Genomic DNA, 19,825 nt, shown 5'->3' on the forward strand with positions numbered 1-19,825 from the left:
TCCTTTGTTTGATCCAGATAAATACCGTTCAGTCACCTGGCTGAAGGGTGGCCGCGTATATCCTGAACTTGACTGTTTCGGCATTGTGAATGAAATCCGCCGTGACATTGGCTTTTCTGAATGGCCTGATTTTTCAGGTGTAACTAAAGACGGGAACGGTCTCGACCGTGAAGCCAGAAAGCTAATGCTGTCTCTTGAGAAATGTGAGCCATGTGCAGGCGCAGGTGTTGCTTGCTATTCAGGGGCAGCAGTCACGCATGTGGGTATTGTGGTCGAAATTAACGGCCTTCTGCATGTGGCTGAATGCAATCCTGGCACCAACGTGACTTTTCTGCCGCTTTCCCGTTTCAGGCGTCGCTTTGTTAAAGTGGAGTTCTGGCAGTGACAATAAGCATATTTCCTTCCCGTCTCCCTGGTGAGCCTCTGGAGGTGCATCAGCATGGTGAAACAACAGTTCATGGCTGGTTGACTGCGAATGTTAAGGGATTTCACTCTGATGTAGCGCATCCCATCAGCATTGATGTTGACGGTAAACAGATACCATCATCTGTCTGGTTTGAGTGCCATATTTCGCCGTCCAGCGATGTGCGTATTTACCCGGTCCCTTACGGGATAGAAACACTGGCGTGGATAGCCGTGGCGGTGTCAGTAGCTGCGGCTGCGTATTCCATCTTTATGATGGCAAATATGGACACCGGTTCATATACATCATCAACCGGGAAAAGCCTGGACCTGAATCCGGCTGAGGCCAACTCAGCAAAACTTGGCGATGCGATCCGTGAGGTCTTTGGGCGGACCCGTATTTACCCGGATTATGTTGTTTCTCCCGTAACCCGATTTGATTCCACCGATCCCACTATCATGCGTGTCAGCATGTTGATCTGCGTCGGGATGGGTAATTTCGCGTTTACTGATGGTGATATCCGGGTAGGGGATACGCCAGCATCATCTCTCACGGGTTTCAATTATACCGTTTACCAGCCTGGTGCGAATGTTTCTGGTGATGAGCGCAGTGAAAACTGGTTTTCATCTACCGAAGTCGGAGGCACGTCATCAGGCTCAGGGCTGGATATGGCGCAGACTGCCCCGGAAGCCGATGACATCATTGCAGACAGTATGACGGTTTCCGGTGCCAGCGTGTCCTTCACCGGCCTTGATACTGATGATGACGATGATACGGACGATGATGATGAAGCACTGCCGGATTCGTGGGTAGAGGGGGCGACCGTTGAGATTATTGCGCCGACGACCTTCAACGTCAGCTCATCTTCCGGTTACAGCGTGCTGGCGAGTGACTTCCTGTCTGAAATAAATCCATATGTTGGTATGCCGGTGACAATGACTTACGGCAGCATCGATTATCAGCTTTTTATTGCCAGCTATACACCGACACAGGCAGCCGTTCCAGGCTCGGGTGGGAGCGCGGCATCTGTTCAGGCCAGCGCAGCGCCGACAACGTATGATTTTTCGACAAATACAGCCACGTTTGACGTGACCTGGCAGGGTATAACTTACACCGTATCCCTGATAGCTGATTACGTCACGATGTCCGGTCTGGTTGCGGCCATTACCGAAGCGCTGGAAGGTTCCGGACTGGCCGCGCAGGACATCAGCGGTACGGTGCTGATCACTGAGCCATCAAGCCCCTATGCTGGCGGCAGCATCACGACATCGTCACTACCATCAGGCGTATTCGGAGCATCCCCTGTAAACACGGCTGGTACAGCATCATCGGGCGGCAGTGCTGCAGTAACGGCTAATGTCACTCTGGGTTACGACAGCGCTACCGGCACAGCATTTACCGGCGTTCCAACCGGCCAGCAGCGTCTGTCAGTTTCCCATCGTGGTTATGAATACCAGATTGTTTCTGCCTCCGGGGCCACAGCTACAGTTCAGCGCCTGATAGATGGTGTGGTTGATGAGGCATGGCCCGGTTTTTCGTCCAGGACGATGATCGATTATGAAGCCAGCGGCATCAATGATAACGATACCTGGATGGGACCTTTTCTGGCCTGCCCTGAAAATGAAACCTGCGATATGTTTGAGGTGAATTTTTCATTTCCGAGTGGCATATGTGGATTTAACAGCAAAGGGAAAAAGCAGAGCCGTACCGTAGAGTGGGAAATTCAGTATCGTGTCTATGGCTCGGGCACCGGATGGATCAGCCATACCGGTAATTACAGTCTTAAGAACATCAACGGACTGGGGTTCACGGAGAGAATTACACCGTCTGCTGCGGGTCTGATTGAAGTTCGCTGTCGCAGGCTGAATGAGCAGGGAAGCGATAACGCCCGTGATTCGATGTACTGGCAGGCATTACGTGGGCGACTGCTTACCAGGCCATCATCTTATACAGGCGTAACACTTATGGGTGTCACCGTTGAAACGGGTGGAAAGCTGGCCGCACAGTCAGACAGACGGGTTAACGTAGTCGCGACGCGACAGTATGACACCGGAACGGCAAGAACGATCTCCGGCGCTCTATTGCACGTTGGTAATTCGCTGGGTCTTGATATGGATGAGGAAACCATTGTGGCGCTGGAATCAGCTTGGTGGACTCCCGAAGCGGATTATTTTGATTTCTCTTCCGATTCATCCGGTTCCGACTCATCGTCAGCTCTCGACATTCTTCAGAAAATCACGAACGCGGGTAAAAGTTATTTCCTGTTAAGTGATGGACTGGCATCGGTAGGACGTGAAGGGGTGAAAACCTGGACCGGAATTATCAGCCCACAGGAAACCACCGACCACCTTGAAACCTCTTTTTCTGCCCCTTCGGATGATGATTATGATGGTGTTGATGTAACCTACATCAACGGCAGTACCTGGGCAGAGGAAACCGTGCAATGCCGGTTGCCGGGGAATCCAACACCGACAAAGATCGAGTCCTATACCCTTGATGGCGTGTTAGATCAGGATAAAGCCTATCAGATTGGCATGCGCCGCCTGATGAAATATCAGCGGCAACGACTGACGTTCACGGCCACAACTGAAATGGATGCGCTCTGCTACAACGTTGGCGATCGCATCATCTTCACGGACGATATTCCGGGAAATAAAACGGTTTCATGCCTCGCTGTTGCAATGGCCACTGTGGATGACGTAACGACATTTACTGTCAGTGAACCGCTGGACTGGTCTTTTGATAGTCCGCGTGCAGTTCTACGCTACCAGGACGGAACAGCATCTGGGCTTATGGTGGCTACCAGAGTAGGGGATTATCAACTGTCGGTGCCTTATCTTACGGCATTCGATGAAATTGTTATGAATGATCCGGCCATTGAGCCACCGAGGCTGATTTTCTGTGATTCTTCCCGTGTCGGGTATGACGCGCTAATCGCTGAAATAGAGCCTCAGTCTGATGGAACATGCCAGGTAACAGCAAACGAATACCGCGATAGCTTCTACAGCTATGACGATGCTGTATACCCCGGCGACACCGATTCAACGTCCTCAACCTGACCAACCTAAATCCGGCACACCCCGTCTTATGGCGGGGTTTTCTTTTTATGAGGCCCGCATGACCACTTACAACACCAGAAACCCGCTGGGGTCTGCTGCTGCGAAAGATTTGTATGACAACGCGCAGAATCTGGATCACCGCGAAAATGATTTAAGCAACGAGACGTGGCCGGACCGCCTGGGTGTTTCCCGATTAACGTGGTTTGGTATTGAAAAACAGAACCAGCGCGCCATTGCCAATTATGGCTACATCACGATGGACAGCTTTCAGGCTGGTGCAACGCTGACCCTGCCAAATCAGGTTCTGCGCGATACCTCTACAGGGGAATACTATCGCTGGGATGGCACGTTGCCGAAAATCGTTACGGCTGGTTCAACTCCGGCAACTGCGGGTGGTGTGGCTATTGGTGCCTGGGTGTCTGTTGGCGATGCATCTCTTCGCGCAAACCTTGGTTCAAGCGACGGCTTAAAATACATCGGGCGCTGTGCGAATATCGCAACACTCCGGTCCGTTGAACCTACTATAGACGGGCAAAAGATCGAGGTTGTTATCTACGCATCCGGGTATAAATCATGGGCAGACGGAAACTTTTATTGTGATGCCTCTGATTCGACATCCGCAGATGATGGGTGGAGCGTTATTGTTACAGCAGGCGGAAAACGGTGGAAACGTAAAATCGCTGACGCTGTATATGTTGAGTGGTGTGGTATCCCGGCATCAAAGAATATTGATACTGCCTATGCGCGCGCTGCTGTGTATGCAAAAGCCAATAAAGTTGGCATTTGCATTGGTGCCGGAGCTTACGTAGCCACACAGACAATCGCTGTTGATATCGGGTTTTTCAGCTTAACCTGCCCGTTTGGGGCGGCGCAGATTGATTTCACCGGCCTGAGTAACAGCGCGGGATTACGTGTATTCTCGTCTGCCGGATACCCTGACGGGATGAACCGCAATACCACCAACCGCGTGATCGGCATTCATGGATACGGCAGCAGGACATCAGGCCAGACCGGTATTTTAACCGGGCATGATACGAATGATTACAATGGGCAGAGTATCCTTGAGAACTGCTCTTTCCATGATTTTGGTAAAAATATTAACTGCGGACCTAACACATGGCGATATAAATTCATTAATTGCGGATTTAACTCACCTCTTGAGCATCAGTTTTATGCACCGTATGGGATTGCCAACTCAGGCGAGAATATCTCTTTTGATGGATGCTGGTTTGCTGACAGTAAAAACTGCCCGATTGAAGTTGCATGTAGCAACTTTTCTATAATGTTTGTAAACACATCGATAGTGAATACCCGTGTTCTCATGTCAGGTAATGCATCTCATTTTTTCTTTAATCTTGGAAATATTGAGAATCCGAAAGCAGAGAATTTTTATAACTATGTTGAACTCACTGGTTTGCATTCTGAAGCCTCGATAACTGATGCAACAATTGTAATGAACAGCCCTGAGCTATTTACTGATGCTCCTTTCAAAGGTGTCGCTAACTCAACGTTCAAATTTACCAATGTCAAAGTTCAGTCAAATAATTACCCTCTGGAAACAACTAATAGCATTCGCGCGTGGGTAAACGATGCACCTTTTGTGTTTGCAACCGGATGCTCTTACGACTACACGTCTGGTGGTGTAAAGGCCCCGCTGTCCAGAAGGCGTAGCCCAATAAGTGATCCGGGCTTTGAAACTGGTGGCCTGACACACTGGGAAATTAACAACGCATCTCAGGTATCACAGACCGCTCAGGTTATTGCAGAGGCTGCTAAGAACGGGAGCTATGGATTAAGACTGACATCCATATCTGGATATTCCATTTACGCAGTTCAGCGTTTTCCTGTGACGCCAGGAGTGACGTTTTCCACGCAGGCATGGGGAAGAGTTATAACTGCTGCGGCCAGTGGAAACTCAGGAACGTTAAGTATTGATTTCTATAACTACGAAAAAGTGCAAATTCCCAATGCTTCTTACAGCTCAAACCTTACCGCCGCAAATACTGACTGGACAGTGATCGCGGGGTTTGTGAGTGGTGTGGTTCCTGCCGGTGCTGCGTATGCGCAGATTAACCTACGTGCCGCGAACGGCGCTGTCGTTGATTATGACGATGTAATCCCGAATCTTATTTAAGGTGACTTATGACAATTCAGGTACGAGTCTGGTATACGCAGGCAGATGGTTCAATTGCAGGGCCGATGCCGGTTGAAAAAAACTATGATGTTGACCTTAGCAGTGCAACGACAACGGAAGAACGGTTTGACATGGTCAGTAATGCTGTATCGGAAGATACCGAACTGACAGAAAAGACCAATGTCACCTGGCAATTAGTAAGCTGAATAAATTATGCAAACCATTCTGAATGGATGTTGTCAGCATGGCAACTAATTAACTAAGTTATAGAGCAGCTATTTTAGCTGCTTGTTTTTGCTCTTTCTTTTTTTACATGTATCAAATGTTTTTTATGAACGAGTAAGGTTCTTAATGGTGTTAACTGCGTCAGCAAAGTCTAGCTTCCAGAAAAATGTATTTTTTCTATTGTATTCATTTTTCCATGCATTAAATTCATTTTCGTCACTTTGACGCCCAAAATAGTGCACCTCTGCTTTAGAGTCAGCTATCATCTTCCAGATGTGCACATCTGCTTGATGAACTCTCACCCCGATAATGAATATCTTTGAAGTCGATGTAAGAGTTTCGTTCCACATTTGTTGTTGTTTCTGTATGTATCTTGGGCAAACTTTTATTGCTTTACCTTCTGCATACATGGCAATTGCCGGAGCTACGCTATTTTCAAAAATAGCTCTCCTTTTTGACTCCTCCTGACTCACTGGTTCTGCCAAAGTATCTATATCAGCGATCCCGCCTCCGTAAACTTCGCAATTTCTAAATGTTGTATTACCGAGGTCAGGCCAGAAGTTACTTGAACCGTGAATTTTTAATAGCCTAATGTAACCATCTTCATGTTTATTGTGGTAAGTGATATTATGATTTAATTGAAATGCAGAAAGTTCAAATAATATATCGTAATTTAAACTGCTATAAACAACCCTTTTGTTATTTAGTGAGTTGATAAGGTTTTTGTAATGATTGTTATCTCCAGGTGTAAAGCTGACAAGGTATCCAGCCAGTTCCCGCTGGAAGCTCATAATATTTTGATTGTAACGAACGTAGTAATCAGCCATTCCTTCTTCAAAGTTATTAATGAACTTGTCTTTTAAATCTTGAGGTAGTTTTGATGCAACCCCTCCTTTCCCATCAAGCTTTTCGAACAGACGGTTTCCTAAAGGTGGTGGGTAGGGAGTAACGTCGCCACTACCGAAGCTTGCACCTGCACCAAGAAGAACCATGTATCCCATTTTAAACATCCTTAATGTCATGTTGGTGTTTTTTAATCATACTAAATAACAAGATTGTGGCTAATAATTATATCTATTTCCATATGCATTTACTAATGAGCTATATAAAGTAGAAAAAGATACTTGCTTATATTTGCAATTCAAATTTAAAAATTAGAATATCATTTTTTACTATTTAATAGTATGATGAAAATTAAAAAACATAAGCTGTTTAATCCTCATTTGAGATTTAATATCAGAATAATCAATTGCTAAGATAACCATATTGCATATGAGTTAAATATTCCAACAAATTATTTTCATAAATCTAAGGTAAATCCTGGGTTTCTATAGCGGATGTTAACGATATGCGTTGCGTCGTATTATTTGTCTGCTGGTAATCTAACCCCATACGGGACAACGCTATAGAGCCGCATTAGTGTAGGCTTAGTTGTGGGAAAAAATCCTTAGCAGTGAGAGAAATGCTTTACATGGGATCATCCATATAGGTTATGACCTGTGATGTCAATCATGGTGCAACCATCCTCAGTTTGCGCCACATCTAAATATCCTTTCCCGACAACCCCTTCTTAAAAACCTCCGATGATTTACTTGATCGATTCTATCGATCAATAATACTGTTTGCATATACAGTAATCATCAAGAGGTAGCAGGCGATGCCACGCGACTATGAAATCATGATTGCCTTCAGACAGGCGATAAAACGCGATGCCTCTGGCCGCTTCACTATCAGCACTCTCGACTTTGTGCAGGAACTCGACCGGCTAAACTGGCATTACACGCTGCGAGCCGCCAATAAGTGGATCGAGACGCATACAACCACTTTCCGTGATATCTCCACTTCAGAGGGGGAAGAACGTCTGTTTCAGGTGTTCAACCCGAACGGAGGGATATGATGTTTGCCCTGGTTGATGTGAACTCGTTCTATGCGAGCTGCGAAACGGTATTCAGGCCAGACCTGCGAGGCAAGCCGGTAGTGGTTCTTTCAAACAACGATGGTTGCGTAATAGCGAGATCGGCAGAGTCTAAAATTTTGGGCATTCGAATGGGCGACCCATATTTCAAGATAAAGAACGAGCTGCGCCGCCACAAAGTGCATGTCTTCAGTTCCAATTATTCGCTGTATGCCGACATGTCTAACCGCGTGATGTCCACCCTTGAGGAAATGGCACCGGCAGTGGAAATCTACTCCATCGATGAAGCCTTCATGAATCTTTCAGGCATGGAGAGGCATCACTCACTGGAAGAATTTGGACGGCAAGTGCGCGCACGGATAAAGCGGGACACGCATCTTACTGTGGGCGTCGGCATTGCGCCGACCAAGACACTGGCAAAGCTGGCAAATCATGCCGCCAAAAAGTGGACTAAAACCGGTGGCGTGCTTGATCTGTCGAATGTTGACCGCCAGCGCAAACTAATGGCGTTGGTGCCGGTCGAGGATGTGTGGGGCGTTGGCCGCCGTATCAGTAAAAGGCTCAATGCGATGGGTATCACAACCGCGAGAGACCTGTCTGAGCAGAGCACTTACATCATCAGGAAGCATTTCAATGTGGTGCTGGAACGTTCTGTGCGTGAATTACGTGGCGAGCCGTGTCTTGAGATGGAAGAGTTCGCGCCGACAAAGCAGCAGATTGTGTGCTCACGCTCGTTTGGTTCCCGTATTACGGAATACAGCGACATGCGGCAGGCCATCTGTGCTTATGCGGAGAGAGCGGCTGAGAAACTGAGAGGCGAAAAGCAGTATTGCCGCCAGATTGCCGTATTCCTTCGCACCAGCCCGCATGCTGAAAACGAGGTGTTCTATGGCAACCAAGCCACAGGGAAACTGCTGACTCCATCAAATGACACACGGGACATCATCCGGATGGCAATGGAAGCACTGGAGCGTATCTGGATACCCGGACACCGTTATATGAAAGCAGGTGTGATGCTGGGCGACTTCTTCAGCCAGGGTGTTGCTCAGCTCAATCTTTTTGATGAAATCCAACCACAGGCTAACAGCGAAGCGCTTATGAGAGTCGTTGATGGCCTTAACCAGAGCGGGAAGGGGAAACTATGGTTCGCAGGTCAGGGCATTCAGAAAGCGTGGGATATGAAACGCTAGATGCTGTCTCCGGCATACACCACCAGATTTTCGGATCTGCCAGTGGTGAGATGACACACATACTTGATACCCCTGATGGATATGTGGTCGTGGACAAATCAGTTAAGCCGGTGCTGGGTGACACAATCTATTTTGAAGCCTGGGATAAGTATCAGATTGGCCGACTGGAGAAAAGCGCGATCATCTGTGAAGACGGCGACACGATAGAGGGTGAATCGCTGGAAGAGGTTACGGTGATCGGTGTTATTACCTGGGTGATCACAAGAACCAGGGATGGGGAAGGGCCGACGATTTAAAGGAAAAACATAAAAAAGCCCGCGCTGCGGGTGGAGTGCAGGAGCGGGCAATATTTATCATGGATACGATACTTGAATTGAAAGTGTCATGGTGGTTCAACATGTCACCTCTTAACTTTAGCAGAATGCCAATGACGCGCAAAAAAATACCCGCCCAGAGCAGGTATAATTAATTCAAATTGCAAATCTCTCATGTTCGCTACGCATGCTGTGTGTAGCTTGCCCATACAATGTATGAACAAGCATTATACATAAATATTTTGAAACTGGTACAACCTGTCCTTGCTAAGTGAATAAATGCTGTTTTAGCAGGTACAGAAATCCTCATAATGATTAATCTATATGATTTTTAAGGAGTTCATTCTAGGGAAAAGTTCATCGATACGTTCTATGCTTATTACTAAGTCAAATTAATGGTCGTAACGTATACATGAAAGAACTGAAGTCTCAGAGAGCAGGGATGATAGGTTGTGCAATAGGAACAGCAGTGATTGAGTTGAGTGCGAAAGGTATCCCACTGAACCGGGCCAATATTTTGTACGAACTAGAGCGTATCGCAGCTGCATCGAAAGAATTGCCCGTAAAGGCCATCGCAAAGGATGCAGCAAATCTTCTTAGAAGAGGGTGTAATTAAAGCTACCTATGCTTGAGGTTGTCCGACCGGCCCCTTGCTCATCGGCCCCCCAGGAATTGATTGCTCAGCTGGTACATTTGGGCGACCATCAGGGCCAATCGGTCGATCAGAGTGATAACATCCCGCCAAAGCAAGCAGACTCACAAAGATAATCATCAGCCAACTTAACGAACGTCTCATATGTGGAATTCCTTTCAAGCAACTTAATGTTCCTACTTAAGCATAGTTCATTCCCGACACCTATGGCTGCAACAATGGTTGCGCCGACAGTTGAGGGTTTATTCTGGCAAACGAATTTGTCCGGCCAAAAGAGGGATTTAAGGATTACTTTGAAGCGTTAAGGGATTGTCAATTTGGGATGATCGGACCCAGTTACATCATCTTCCAGGACGGAGACACACTTGAGGGCGCGCCGCTGGGGGAGGTGACCGTGACCGGTGTTATTACCTAGGTGATCACAAGAAACTGGGATGGGGAAGGGCCGACGATTTAAAGGATAAATATAAAAAAGCCCGCGCCATACCATCAGCACGGGCAATTTCATCCATGTATTTGGTCATCACGGCTAATGGACAGAAATGCCGCATAGGTAATTTTAGCCATCACAGTAAAATGCGCAAAAAAAGCCTGCTCTCAGCAGGCATGAAACAAAGAATGGAAACCATCTCGGCGCAACACATTACTTTGTGCTGCGCATCACTATAATAGCGACATTGAATTATTGGTACATATTGTGAACTATGATTTTATTCTATTAAGTCGAATCATTTTTTTGTGAATCCGAAAAGAAGCCCGGGCAGTGGGATAAGTTTGTCCGGGCTAAAGGTGTATCATGACCCTTTGAGTTTAAACTCAGATGCTGACTGTGCAAGCCAGGCGGCATTCGTATTAGCCATGAAACCATTCGTCAGCGGATTCCCACGCATCCTGAAGTACCTGCGAAACAATTTCTTTGTCGCCTTCCTTATCTTTCGCTCTCAGCACTGACAGTCCGTCATTACTCGCGGTCTTCACTACGACATTCAGATCGGGATAGCTCCGGCTGAGTCGCTTTATGAGTTCCTCCCGCAGCGCATCCATAGCGCCCTTTGGCATACCTTTGGCCTTCTCCTTCGCGATCATCACTTCAACAACCATGCTTCCCCCTGATTACTATTTTAATGTCCACTACCTGAAACGGGTGCTGGATAGATGTACAGTTAATTTATATGCTGTGATTTTATACAGTTCAACAGCAGAGGTAAAAATCATGGAATTTCCGTCTGCGGCTAATGACTACCGGGATATGCTGGCTCTCCCGAAAAAGTAAGTGCAGGAACTACGAAAAAGTGCAGGTGGTGCAGGTGTCAGCGCAATGGTTTTGGGATCTCGCCCATTATAGGCACAAAAAAGCCCGCTCAGCGGCGGGCTAGAATGTATGCTGAATGCTTATTCAAAGGGGAATTCTATCTGGCGCTGCGGGTTGATCTGTTTTTTTACCTTGGTAACCTCATAAGAGGTTTTTATCGAGTCGCCTGACATGTACTGAGTCACTTTCAAATCCGTTAAAAGCATATCTCCTTTGGAGAAATTTAATCTCATAGTATCAATGTCATGCAAGAAATTTTCATCGGTTATTTCAGCTAAGAAAGAAGCTGAACCATCAGAGAACCTCCACTTATTGCCTTCACTAAAAGAGATGCTTATTACTTGCAAGGCTTTCTCAGCCACGCTTTCAGACAGAATCGAGTCGACGGGTCGATCTACGTAAAAATATTCAGATTCTGCACGGGTGACAGTTATGAAAGTTTTCCCCTGATCAGCGGTGGCAGCAAATGAGTCAATACCCTCCCTCTCAAGAGGCTTGGCTATGACATCCTGCAGTGCTTCTCTAAGCTTATAATTTTTATAGAGTTCAACTACTTCCTCTTCAAAAACCTCCTCTTCATCATCAATGAAAATCTTGACGTTTCTGTTCGGAAGCTTATGAATTGACTTTACTTTTCTTGGGCCAATCCATTTGATAAGGTCTAATAGACCTTTTGATGCCTGCTTTCCAGCAACCTTTGTTAATCCCAAAAGGGTTATCAAGTTAAGAGTTGCGGAGACATTCTCACCAGAGAGAAATTCAACAGCTTGCTTGATCCATGACGGTGAACTGGCTAGCAGATCTATGCCAAAAGAACCGGCTTTAAAGGAAGCATTCACCTTCACGCTTACTGTCGCTTTCTTGCCGTAAAGGGTTTTTGCTGCCTCCTCGAAAACATCGGAAAGTGCAATCAATGCCGGAGCCAAATCACGAACATCCATATCGTGATTTTCCAATGCTGGACCGTCATAAATTATACGAAACTTCATATCATCACTTTCCATAAATGCCTATCCTGTGCATTAGTCTAAACCTGTTTTTTTATACAGTAAATCGGGGATTCAGCTAAACGTCTCTTCCGGCCACTAACCTATAGTCAGACCGAGCACTAAGTTAACGAAGCCAGCCAATAGCATGGCTAGCCCCGGTATCTTAAAGTTCTTATCACGCCTCTTGCGAGCCAGGTAGAACATGGCAAACGCTACGCAAAACATCGGTATTGCTATCTTCGTGTAAACTGACATGCCATTTCCTTAGCAAAGCGTCTCTTCCGGCCACTGAGATGCCGCTGATAAATTATCATTAACTCAGTTACATACCCTAAATAATATCTTGGTCCGGGCGGTTAGCCCATCCTGACAGATGATCAGTGATTGTCAGGTATGTATCGAGGTGACTGCATCTTGTAGCGTGGCGTGGGGGTTAGATAGGTAATGGCTGCCGATTGGATATTGAGGCATGCATGGGGCACCAGTGGGGCAAAAATTAACGCCTAAGTTCGACTAAGTTCATAATCATGCTTTTGTAAGGGGTTGTCCAACCGTGATAAATCGGCGCTCCTGGACGTTCTTAGATGATTTTCTAACTCATAACATCACATTCATGATATGCAAAAGTTAAAACCAGGAAGGGGAAGGAAGCTCGGAAACGCATATTTCCGAGCTTCTTTGGGAGTAATTAATGTTTTGGCATGTAGCGGCAAAGACTGTCGTACAAGCTAATTATATTTTCTATAACTCGACTTCTAGTCATCTGATCCATAGCTCTGACTGCGGCATTCACACGGCCTTCTGGTGCATCAGCATTAGTCATTAGAGAAACTACCTCATCAAATTGCTCATGTAACTCTATTGGAATGTCGTTCTCTTTTCTCAGGTGTATGATATGAAAAACGTATGCATTCTCTAGCCGCTCCAGAATGGTGCCTTCCCCAGAGAGAGAATGAACGGCACCATGAAACTTCTCCCAACCATATCGGTATTTAAAAAAATCATCGACCATATAACACCTCAATGCAGTTTCTGTATGTGCTAAACAGTAATAGCAGATGATTTGTTGGATGAATGATATTCAGGAAAATAAAAGCCCGGCAGCGGTGGCTGGCCGGGCTAGGCACAATCCTATGCCAAACATTTCCAATGAAAGCATGGTCAACATCACAGGGAAGTAGAAGTGACAACTTGATGACAGGCGGCCTTTTACCAAACGCTAGCGAAGTGGCAGAGTGGCAGGGAAAATCTTCATAATATCAGGGCATCATGACCCGCAAGCTATTGATAGATGGTGTGAGGTTATTGGTCTCATTTTATGAAAATATTGTTTATAGCATTGTTATTAATAAGAAAAGCGCCTGATTTAAAATCCCTCGATCGTAAGGTCGTGCGGGTTCAAGTCCCGCCCCGGGCACCATATTTATCTGCCGATAAAACCGAATAAAATCAAAGCAATAAGCAGTGATGTCGTGACCGCCCAAGGGCGGTTTTTTTGTTTTTGTTCTGGCGTGACTGTGCGGTCTGAATACCACGCAAGCCAATCCCTCATGTAATATCTGTCAGGCTAATATTTCATCGCTTCCCACGTACAGATATCCTGGAGATCCAGGAGAATGCCTAATGATTTTTCGGCTTATTAGTCGGATATATACCGGTTATATTGTTAAAACTATCGCAACAGTATCTTCACAAATCACAACCGGGTCATGATCCGCGGCGTGTCGGGGAGTTAGTCACCTGTCACAGATGCGGGAAACGTTGGGGAAATATGAGTGACTACCGTTAGCAACTTTTGCCGGGAGAACTTAATGATTATTTCACTGGAGAAAAGTAACGCCCTACAACGCATGCTGAAAGGAGCGAAATATTTACTCCGCGGTGACAAAGCAATAGGGCTGGAAGTCAGACGTGATGACAAAACTCGCAAGCTAAAGGAAGTTAATTGCCGCAGTCTGGCACCACTGCTGCGCGATGGTCTGGTTGAGTTTGCCTATTTGCCAACTGATATCACACGGTACTATGAAGTCAGGCTGACAGAGGCGGGTGTGAGATTGGTAAGAGAACTGACTTAATGGACGCAACCTGTGCAAACGTTTGTTTGCACTGAATCGTCGCGGCGTAATTACGCTCGCCGCGACAATATACCTGGCTTGTTGTTATTGATTAAGCGACCGCTCATAGATATCGATGGCTGCCGTTATAATCGCTCCCTGGGACATACCACCCTGGCTGGCGAGTAACTCAATCCGCGCAATTGTGTCCAAAGGAAGCTTATAGGTTTTGGGTTTGATGCCGCGCTTTTCATCGCTACGTTTCTGAATATCACTGGCTGATTGAATCATGATTAACCCCTTGGTATCAGGGACATGAACGGCTAAAAGTTCCCTTCTCATCCTGAGCACTTGCGTGATCCCGTAAAGCGTCTTGAACATCGAGTTAATTGTAGCTGATTTCGTGTTTTACTCTTTGTTTAGAAAAGTTTTTTTCAATTATGTGCACGACTTAAAAACTCCGAAATTATGTACGCCGGAGGAAGAGGGGGGAGAGAAGTCAGTCCCCCCTCAAGATGCGAATGTTTCTCTCTTGTTATGTTTCAGGGCGAAGATCAAACCAGTCAAAGATCATACTGGCAGTTGCCACCAACTTAACGTTATTGCTGTATATGTCATGTTGGGCATTGACCGTTGCAACCTGGTTGTTATAGCGATCGTTTTCTGCCGTCAGCACATCCAACAGGGTTCTTTTACCCAGGCGTAACCATTGCTCATAGTAAATTTTGCTCACCTGATCGGTTTCTTTACTCAGCTTCTGATATTCCCGGCTTTGTGCTTCGGCGGCATCGCGGCTTTGGGTCAGGTTATGCACCTGATACTCCATATCCATTTTGGTCTGGGCATACTGCGATTTTTTGGCTGAAGCACGGGCAGCAGACGCCTGAGCAGCCGCTTTTTCTGAACCACCGGTAAAGGCATTCCACTGAACATTCAAGCCGGTGTACCACTGTCCGGCTTTGCCATTGCCATCTTTTGCCGTGCTTTTTGACACCACCCAGTTGAGCTGCGGCAGGCTGCTCGCTTTGGTTGCGGCAGTCAAGTGCTGAGCAGATTGCGCTTCCGCCTCGGCTTTTAACAGGGAGGGATGCTTGCTCACCCTGCTCATTACCAGGGCGGTCGAAATGGGCTGCATTGTCCAGTCGAGTTTTTCAGGTAACGTGACAGCATCGCCAGTCAGGCGTTGCAACATGATCTCTGATTGCCGACGCTGATCGTTAATTCGCTCCAGGGACGTTTCAGCGGAGAGCAGTTTGGCTCTGGCCTGCACCAGCTCACTGTAGCGGCCTGCATCCGTCTGGGTAATTTCACCCAGCATATTAACCAGCTCACGCATGCGCTTGACGTAACCCTGCGTAATTTTTTGATTTTGCTGATAACGGCTCAACTCAATCAACTGACTCAGGGTGTTGAAGGCAATCTGTTGTTTCTCAAATTCATATTGGTGTGCTGCGGCATGGGATTGCTGCGTCGCGCTGCCAATATTTTCGCGATTTTTCCCCCAGTCAAAAATTGTGGTGGTGACATTGACTGAAAAGCTACTGTCTTTCAGCCGATTATTGGTCGTTTCACTGCCACCGCCAAAAGAGGCCATCGGTGCCGTGCTGCCCAGCTGAATCTGCGGCCAGCGCGCACCTTTTACCTGATCGATGTCGTAATTGGCCGCCGTTTTATCCGCTCCGGCAACCTGAATTTCCGGGCTGTAACTCAATGCCTGATTAACCATCTTCGCCAACAAAGTACGCGTGTCTTTGTTCATCACGGTATCGAAGGTGCCGGACTGGATGGCATCCGGTGAGGCAATCACCCCGGTGCTGCTGGCAAGTAGTGCCAGCGTAATGAATGTCTTGCGCATATTATTATCTCTCCCTGAATGCTTCGCGCGCTTTTAAAACCGGCTTGAGCAGGTAAGACAGGATGGTTTTTTCACCCGTTTTAATCTCTACACTGGCCGTCATTCCCGGAATAATGGGAAAATTTTTCTCTTTAACCTGTAAATCCGTGCCGTGCGTGCGGACATAAACACGATAGTAAGTCGCATCTTCGCGGCCAGAGCGCATTTTGGTTTCATCAATAATGGTGTCGGGGCTGATACTCTCGATAACACCGTCGAGCCCACCATAAATGGCGAAGTCATACGCCGAGATTTTTACCGTGGCGGGTAGACCCGGACGTAGAAATGCCACTTCAGCGGGTTTGATACGCGTTTCCAGCAGCAGATTATCCTCAGAAGGGATCAGCGACATGATCTGCTCCCCACGAGAAATAACGCTGTCGATGGTCGTGGTTTTGATACTGTTAATGGTCCCTTTAACCGGTGCCGTAATCAGCGCATGGTTAATGACGTCCTTACGTCCTACCAGACGGGCTTCGACCTGCGCAAACTCGGACTCCAGTCGCGTTAACTCGCTGTTGGCATCAGAACGATATTTGTTGGTACGGTCGGCGATTTGCACCCGGAGATCATTCGCCTGACGGCGCAAACGCAGGATTTCCATGTCAGAGATCAGTCCACGCTTCGCCAGCGGTTCGGACAGGCTCACCTCTTTTTCCGCCAGCTCGAGGTTATGTGAGAGGGAGCTGATGCTATCGTCCAGCAGCTTGCGTCGGGTTTGATACGCCTTGGTTTCATCCTGAACAATAGTATGGAAATCTTTTATCTCGTCCGGGAAATCCAGTGGCAAGTCATAGGCTTCAGCACGGGCACGGGCGATGGAACCCTGAAGACCGTAGGACTTGGACAACTCCTCCTGATAGTTGGCTTCTGAGCGCGTTGAGTCGAGTCTCAGCAGCGGCTGTCCTTTTTCGACCAGTTGGCCTTCTTTTACGTACAGCTCCTGTAGTGTGCCATCCTCAAAACTCTCAATGGTTTGCTCATGGCTGGCAGGGATCACCTTAGCTTCGCCTTTGGTAACCTCTTCAACCACAGCAAAATGCGCCCACACCAGTGATGTTACGACCACAATCACCAGCAGCCAGAGCACCAGCATACTTTTTGGCGTCTTCTGCATAATGATGGCGTTTTGCAAATCGTCCAGGAAGGACATATCTTCCGCCTGAAGACGCGTTTTCGACTCTTTAGTGTTACGCATTCGTCGTCTCCTTACGTGGCGGTGCGGTGCGTGATGAATTTTTAGCTACTGAAGCCTGCGAGAGTTTGGCCATAATTTGCGCCTTAGGTCCGTCGGCCAGAATTCTCCCGTCTTCCAACACGATTATGCGATCGACCAGGCTCAACACCGGGATTCGATGGGTCACAACGACCAATGTTTTCTGTTGAATAACCTCCTTCAGACGAGCAATAAACTGCGCTTCTGAGTTGCTATCCATGGAGCTGGTGGGTTCGTCCATTAACATGATGGCCGGATCGAGCAGTAAGCATCGGGCAAGCGAAACTTGTTGTTTTTGCCCACCGGAAAGTCCTTGTCCCATTTCGCCGATCGGCATGTCATATCCTGCGGGATGGCGGCGGGCGATAGCATCGATACCGGCAAGTGCTGCGACTTGTAAAAAGCGTTCCGTGCTCACGGCGGGATTACCCATGATGATGTTTTCCCGCAGCGTTCCCTGGAACAGGCGATTGTCCTGACAAACATAGCCACAGGCGGAACGCCAGTCGGCGGGATCAATCTGGTTCACGTCAAGACCATCCATCGTCATCTTTCCTGCGGTGGGGAGGTAGAGACGGGCGAGGAGTTTTAACAGCGTCGATTTTCCACTACCAATAGTGCCTAAAATGGCTACTCGTTCGCCGGGGCGGATATTGAGATTCAACGGGTGCAGAATTTTCTCTGGCTCCTGGATCCCGGTTTTCGGGTAATGGAAGCCCACCTGACGCAATGCGATCTCGCCTTTCAGCGGTGGTGAGGGTAAGAAATGCGCCTGCTGGTCACGCTCTGTCGGCATCGCCATTAACTGGTTCAGGGAAATCAGGGCGGTTTTTGCCTGCTGATAGCGAATGGCTAGCCCGACCACAGCCGCCAGCGGCGATAAAGAACGTCCGGAAAGAATCACCATCCCCACCAATGAACCCATAGTCAGGTCACCGGCATGAATCAGATACACACCCCACAGAACGATCAACACGGTACAAACCTGTTGCACGTAACTGACAAAGTTACTGGTCAGGGTTGAGAGGTAACGGGTTTTCATTGAAGAGGCGGCAGCCAGCGCGCTGAAGTCGTTCCAGCGTTTTTGCATCACGCCTTCACCTTTGGCCGCTTTGAGGGTTTCCAGCCCCACGATAGTTTCGATCACCAGCCCTTGTTTCTGCGAAATTTCACTGATGTTCTCTTTCATATAACGAGACAGTGGCCACTGGATCGCCACGGCAGCGATGATAATGACCGGGATCGCCATCATCGGTATAAACGCCAGTGGTCCACCGATGGCAAACATAATGGCGATAAACAGTAAACAGAAGGGAAGATCGGACAATGTCGCCAGGGTTGCAGAGGAGAGAAAATCCCTCACTGACTCAAATTCACGCAGTTGGTTAGCAAAAGAACCGGCCGACCGTGGTTTGCACTCCATACGGATCGCCAGTGTCTTGCGAAATAGCAGTGAACCCACCACCAAATCCGCTTTTTTCCCGGCGGAATCCACCAACCACGAACGGATTTGCTTCGCGGTGAACTCAAAGCTAATGGCGATCAGCACGCCAATCGCTAATGACCATAAGGTGGCGTAAGCACCGGTTGGCACAACGCGGTCATAAACGTTCATGGTGAAGAAGGTGGTCGACAAGGTCAGGATGTTGGCGAGCAGTGCTGCCAGCGCGGCGCTATAGAAATACTGGCGGTAACGCCATAGATTGGAAAATAGCCAGTGACCAGTTTGGTCGATCTCCGGCAGGATATCTTTTTCTCCGCGTGCAGTCGGCTGGATCTTCACTTTCGACAGCAAAGCAAACCCGGCTACTTCCTCTGCCATCGTCTCCGCAGAAAGATGGCGTATCTGGCCGTCAGCGGGCGACAGCAGCGTATACTGTTTGTCCTGCTTTTCCTGGAGGATGCAATATTCACCGCGTTTGTTGGTGATAATCAGTGGGTAGAGCGATTCTGACAGCATCAGAATATCGCGCTCAACCCAACCGGCCTGAATTCCGGCCTGCTCCAGCATGCGCACAGCAATATCGGGTGTGAGTCGTTCGCCGCGCGGCAGCCCGGCATAGAGCACGTCTTCACTGGCGGATTTCCCGTGGTGTTTCACCAGCCATGTGACGGCATGAAGTAAAGTATCAATCTCCGTCTTTTCAGCCGGAGGGGGACTTAGATTTTCTGGATTTGACCCTATATATCCAGACGCCTTTTCTCTCTTACGGTTGTGATAACTTTCTGCGTATATATTCCCGCGGCGAGCGATATCCCAGCGCGCTGTGCGGGTGATGTTCGTTGTAATGACTGAACGCCTCCGCCAGGTTCATCACCGCTACCTGGCTGTCCGGTTTTGGCATCACACTGATGTAATCCCGCTTTATCGTTTTCACGAAGCTTTCTGCTATGCCATTGCTTTCCGGGCTACGAACTGCGGTCGTACATGGCTCAAGCCCCAGCATCCGGGCGAACGCCCGCGTTTC

17 protein-coding genes and 1 pseudogene are annotated in these 19,825 nt (G+C 47.8%); 9 read left to right on the forward strand and 9 right to left on the reverse strand.

Annotation, left to right across the window (positions count from 1 at the left end; all coding sequences use genetic code 11):
• Nucleotides 1-4 precede the first annotated feature (4 nt).
• The 4 genes from CTZ24_RS07440 to CTZ24_RS07455 are packed head-to-tail and all read left to right on the forward strand — an operon-like array spanning nt 5 to nt 5,802.
• Nucleotides 5-385, forward strand: coding sequence for a nitrite transporter (locus CTZ24_RS07440; RefSeq protein ID WP_208725200.1), 381 nt, complete (start codon nt 5-7; stop codon nt 383-385).
• Entirely contained in the window at nt 382-3,462 is a 3,081-nt protein-coding gene (locus CTZ24_RS07445) for a host specificity factor TipJ family phage tail protein (RefSeq protein ID WP_208725201.1), read from the forward strand. Before CTZ24_RS07440 ends, CTZ24_RS07445 begins: the two co-directional genes overlap by 4 nt.
• A gap of 58 nt (nt 3,463-3,520) precedes the next feature.
• Nucleotides 3,521-5,596 carry a putative phage tail protein gene (locus tag CTZ24_RS07450; RefSeq protein ID WP_208725202.1) on the forward strand — a complete coding sequence of 692 codons (2,076 nt, stop codon included), beginning with the start codon at nt 3,521-3,523 and terminating at the stop codon, nt 5,594-5,596.
• 8 nt (nt 5,597-5,604) lie between these two features.
• Nucleotides 5,605-5,802, forward strand: coding sequence for a hypothetical protein (locus CTZ24_RS07455; RefSeq protein ID WP_208725203.1), 198 nt, complete (start codon nt 5,605-5,607; stop codon nt 5,800-5,802).
• Between the two features lie 123 nt (nt 5,803-5,925).
• On the opposite strand, the gene CTZ24_RS07460 is transcribed toward CTZ24_RS07455, so the two are convergent.
• Entirely contained in the window at nt 5,926-6,822 is an 897-nt protein-coding gene (locus tag CTZ24_RS07460; protein WP_208725204.1) for a hypothetical protein, read from the reverse strand.
• 656 nt (nt 6,823-7,478) lie between these two features.
• Here CTZ24_RS07460 and CTZ24_RS07465 point away from each other — a divergent pair.
• The 4 genes and pseudogenes from CTZ24_RS07465 (at nt 7,479) to CTZ24_RS07485 (ending at nt 9,856) form a co-directional block, all read left to right on the forward strand.
• A complete protein-coding gene (locus CTZ24_RS07465; RefSeq protein WP_208725205.1) occupies nt 7,479-7,718 on the forward strand; it encodes a DNA polymerase V in 240 nt (79 codons plus the stop codon).
• Nucleotides 7,718-8,980 (forward strand): annotated as a pseudogene (gene umuC, locus CTZ24_RS07470) (translesion error-prone DNA polymerase V subunit UmuC). Before CTZ24_RS07465 ends, umuC begins: the two are co-directional and overlap by 1 nt.
• 35 nt (nt 8,981-9,015) lie before the next feature.
• Nucleotides 9,016-9,222 carry a hypothetical protein gene (locus CTZ24_RS07480; protein WP_208725206.1) on the forward strand — a complete coding sequence of 69 codons (207 nt, stop codon included), beginning with the start codon at nt 9,016-9,018 and terminating at the stop codon, nt 9,220-9,222.
• Between the two features lie 430 nt (nt 9,223-9,652).
• Complete coding sequence (locus CTZ24_RS07485) at nt 9,653-9,856, forward strand: hypothetical protein (protein ID WP_208725207.1); 204 nt, start codon at nt 9,653-9,655, stop codon at nt 9,854-9,856.
• An 888-nt stretch (nt 9,857-10,744) separates the two neighbouring features.
• Here CTZ24_RS07485 and CTZ24_RS07490 read toward each other — a convergent pair.
• The 3 genes from CTZ24_RS07490 to CTZ24_RS07500 form a co-directional block, all read right to left on the reverse strand.
• Nucleotides 10,745-10,993, reverse strand: a complete 249-nt coding sequence (locus CTZ24_RS07490; RefSeq protein WP_208725208.1) for a DinI-like family protein — start codon at nt 10,991-10,993, stop codon at nt 10,745-10,747.
• 291 nt (nt 10,994-11,284) lie between these two features.
• Nucleotides 11,285-12,208: an LAPAL motif-containing putative phage structural protein gene (locus CTZ24_RS07495; RefSeq protein ID WP_208725209.1), complete on the reverse strand. Its 924-nt coding sequence runs from the start codon at nt 12,206-12,208 to the stop codon at nt 11,285-11,287.
• Between the two features lie 673 nt (nt 12,209-12,881).
• Nucleotides 12,882-13,205 carry a hypothetical protein gene (locus CTZ24_RS07500; RefSeq protein ID WP_208725210.1) on the reverse strand — a complete coding sequence of 108 codons (324 nt, stop codon included), beginning with the start codon at nt 13,203-13,205 and terminating at the stop codon, nt 12,882-12,884.
• 799 nt (nt 13,206-14,004) lie between these two features.
• On the opposite strand from CTZ24_RS07500, the gene CTZ24_RS07505 reads away from it, so the two are divergent.
• Nucleotides 14,005-14,268 carry a hypothetical protein gene (locus CTZ24_RS07505; protein WP_021182721.1) on the forward strand — a complete coding sequence of 88 codons (264 nt, stop codon included), beginning with the start codon at nt 14,005-14,007 and terminating at the stop codon, nt 14,266-14,268.
• A gap of 84 nt (nt 14,269-14,352) precedes the next feature.
• On the opposite strand, the gene CTZ24_RS07510 is transcribed toward CTZ24_RS07505, so the two are convergent.
• From CTZ24_RS07510 to CTZ24_RS07530, 5 genes are all read right to left on the reverse strand, one after another.
• The gene (locus CTZ24_RS07510; RefSeq protein WP_208725211.1) at nt 14,353-14,538 is read right to left on the reverse strand and encodes a ribbon-helix-helix protein, CopG family; all 186 of its coding nucleotides are present in this window, start codon (nt 14,536-14,538) and stop codon (nt 14,353-14,355) included.
• A gap of 244 nt (nt 14,539-14,782) precedes the next feature.
• Nucleotides 14,783-16,102 carry a TolC family protein gene (locus CTZ24_RS07515; protein WP_021182723.1) on the reverse strand — a complete coding sequence of 440 codons (1,320 nt, stop codon included), beginning with the start codon at nt 16,100-16,102 and terminating at the stop codon, nt 14,783-14,785.
• A gap of 4 nt (nt 16,103-16,106) precedes the next feature.
• Nucleotides 16,107-17,339: a beta-barrel domain-containing protein gene (locus CTZ24_RS07520; protein ID WP_208725212.1), complete on the reverse strand. Its 1,233-nt coding sequence runs from the start codon at nt 17,337-17,339 to the stop codon at nt 16,107-16,109.
• Nucleotides 17,332-19,542, reverse strand: coding sequence for a type I secretion system permease/ATPase (locus tag CTZ24_RS07525; protein WP_208725516.1), 2,211 nt, complete (start codon nt 19,540-19,542; stop codon nt 17,332-17,334). Before CTZ24_RS07525 ends, CTZ24_RS07520 begins: the two co-directional genes overlap by 8 nt.
• Nucleotides 19,543-19,564: 22 nt before the next feature.
• Nucleotides 19,565-19,825 (reverse strand): integrase core domain-containing protein (locus tag CTZ24_RS07530; RefSeq protein ID WP_208723573.1); only part of this gene is annotated, 261 nt, incomplete at its 5' end.

Source organism: Pantoea phytobeneficialis, from assembly GCF_009728735.1.
In the GTDB taxonomy this organism is placed as follows: Bacteria; Pseudomonadota; Gammaproteobacteria; order Enterobacterales; family Enterobacteriaceae; genus Pantoea; species Pantoea phytobeneficialis.

Bases quoted from the DNA above. Each gene is read 5' to 3' on its own strand.
- CTZ24_RS07485 (WP_208725207.1), top strand. From the start codon at position 9,653: ATGAAAGAACTGAAGTCTCAGAGAGCAGGGATGATAGGTTGTGCAATA.
- CTZ24_RS07510 (WP_208725211.1), bottom strand. From the start codon at position 14,538: ATGATTCAATCAGCCAGTGATATTCAGAAACGTAGCGATGAAAAGCGC.
- CTZ24_RS07460 (WP_208725204.1), bottom strand. From the start codon at position 6,822: ATGGGATACATGGTTCTTCTTGGTGCAGGTGCAAGCTTCGGTAGTGGC.
- CTZ24_RS07465 (WP_208725205.1), top strand. From the start codon at position 7,479: ATGCCACGCGACTATGAAATCATGATTGCCTTCAGACAGGCGATAAAA.
- CTZ24_RS07455 (WP_208725203.1), top strand. From the start codon at position 5,605: ATGACAATTCAGGTACGAGTCTGGTATACGCAGGCAGATGGTTCAATT.
- CTZ24_RS07515 (WP_021182723.1), bottom strand. From the start codon at position 16,102: ATGCGCAAGACATTCATTACGCTGGCACTACTTGCCAGCAGCACCGGG.
- CTZ24_RS07520 (WP_208725212.1), bottom strand. From the start codon at position 17,339: ATGCGTAACACTAAAGAGTCGAAAACGCGTCTTCAGGCGGAAGATATG.
- CTZ24_RS07495 (WP_208725209.1), bottom strand. From the start codon at position 12,208: ATGGAAAGTGATGATATGAAGTTTCGTATAATTTATGACGGTCCAGCA.
- CTZ24_RS07505 (WP_021182721.1), top strand. From the start codon at position 14,005: ATGATTATTTCACTGGAGAAAAGTAACGCCCTACAACGCATGCTGAAA.
- CTZ24_RS07450 (WP_208725202.1), top strand. From the start codon at position 3,521: ATGACCACTTACAACACCAGAAACCCGCTGGGGTCTGCTGCTGCGAAA.
- CTZ24_RS07500 (WP_208725210.1), bottom strand. From the start codon at position 13,205: ATGGTCGATGATTTTTTTAAATACCGATATGGTTGGGAGAAGTTTCAT.
- CTZ24_RS07490 (WP_208725208.1), bottom strand. From the start codon at position 10,993: ATGGTTGTTGAAGTGATGATCGCGAAGGAGAAGGCCAAAGGTATGCCA.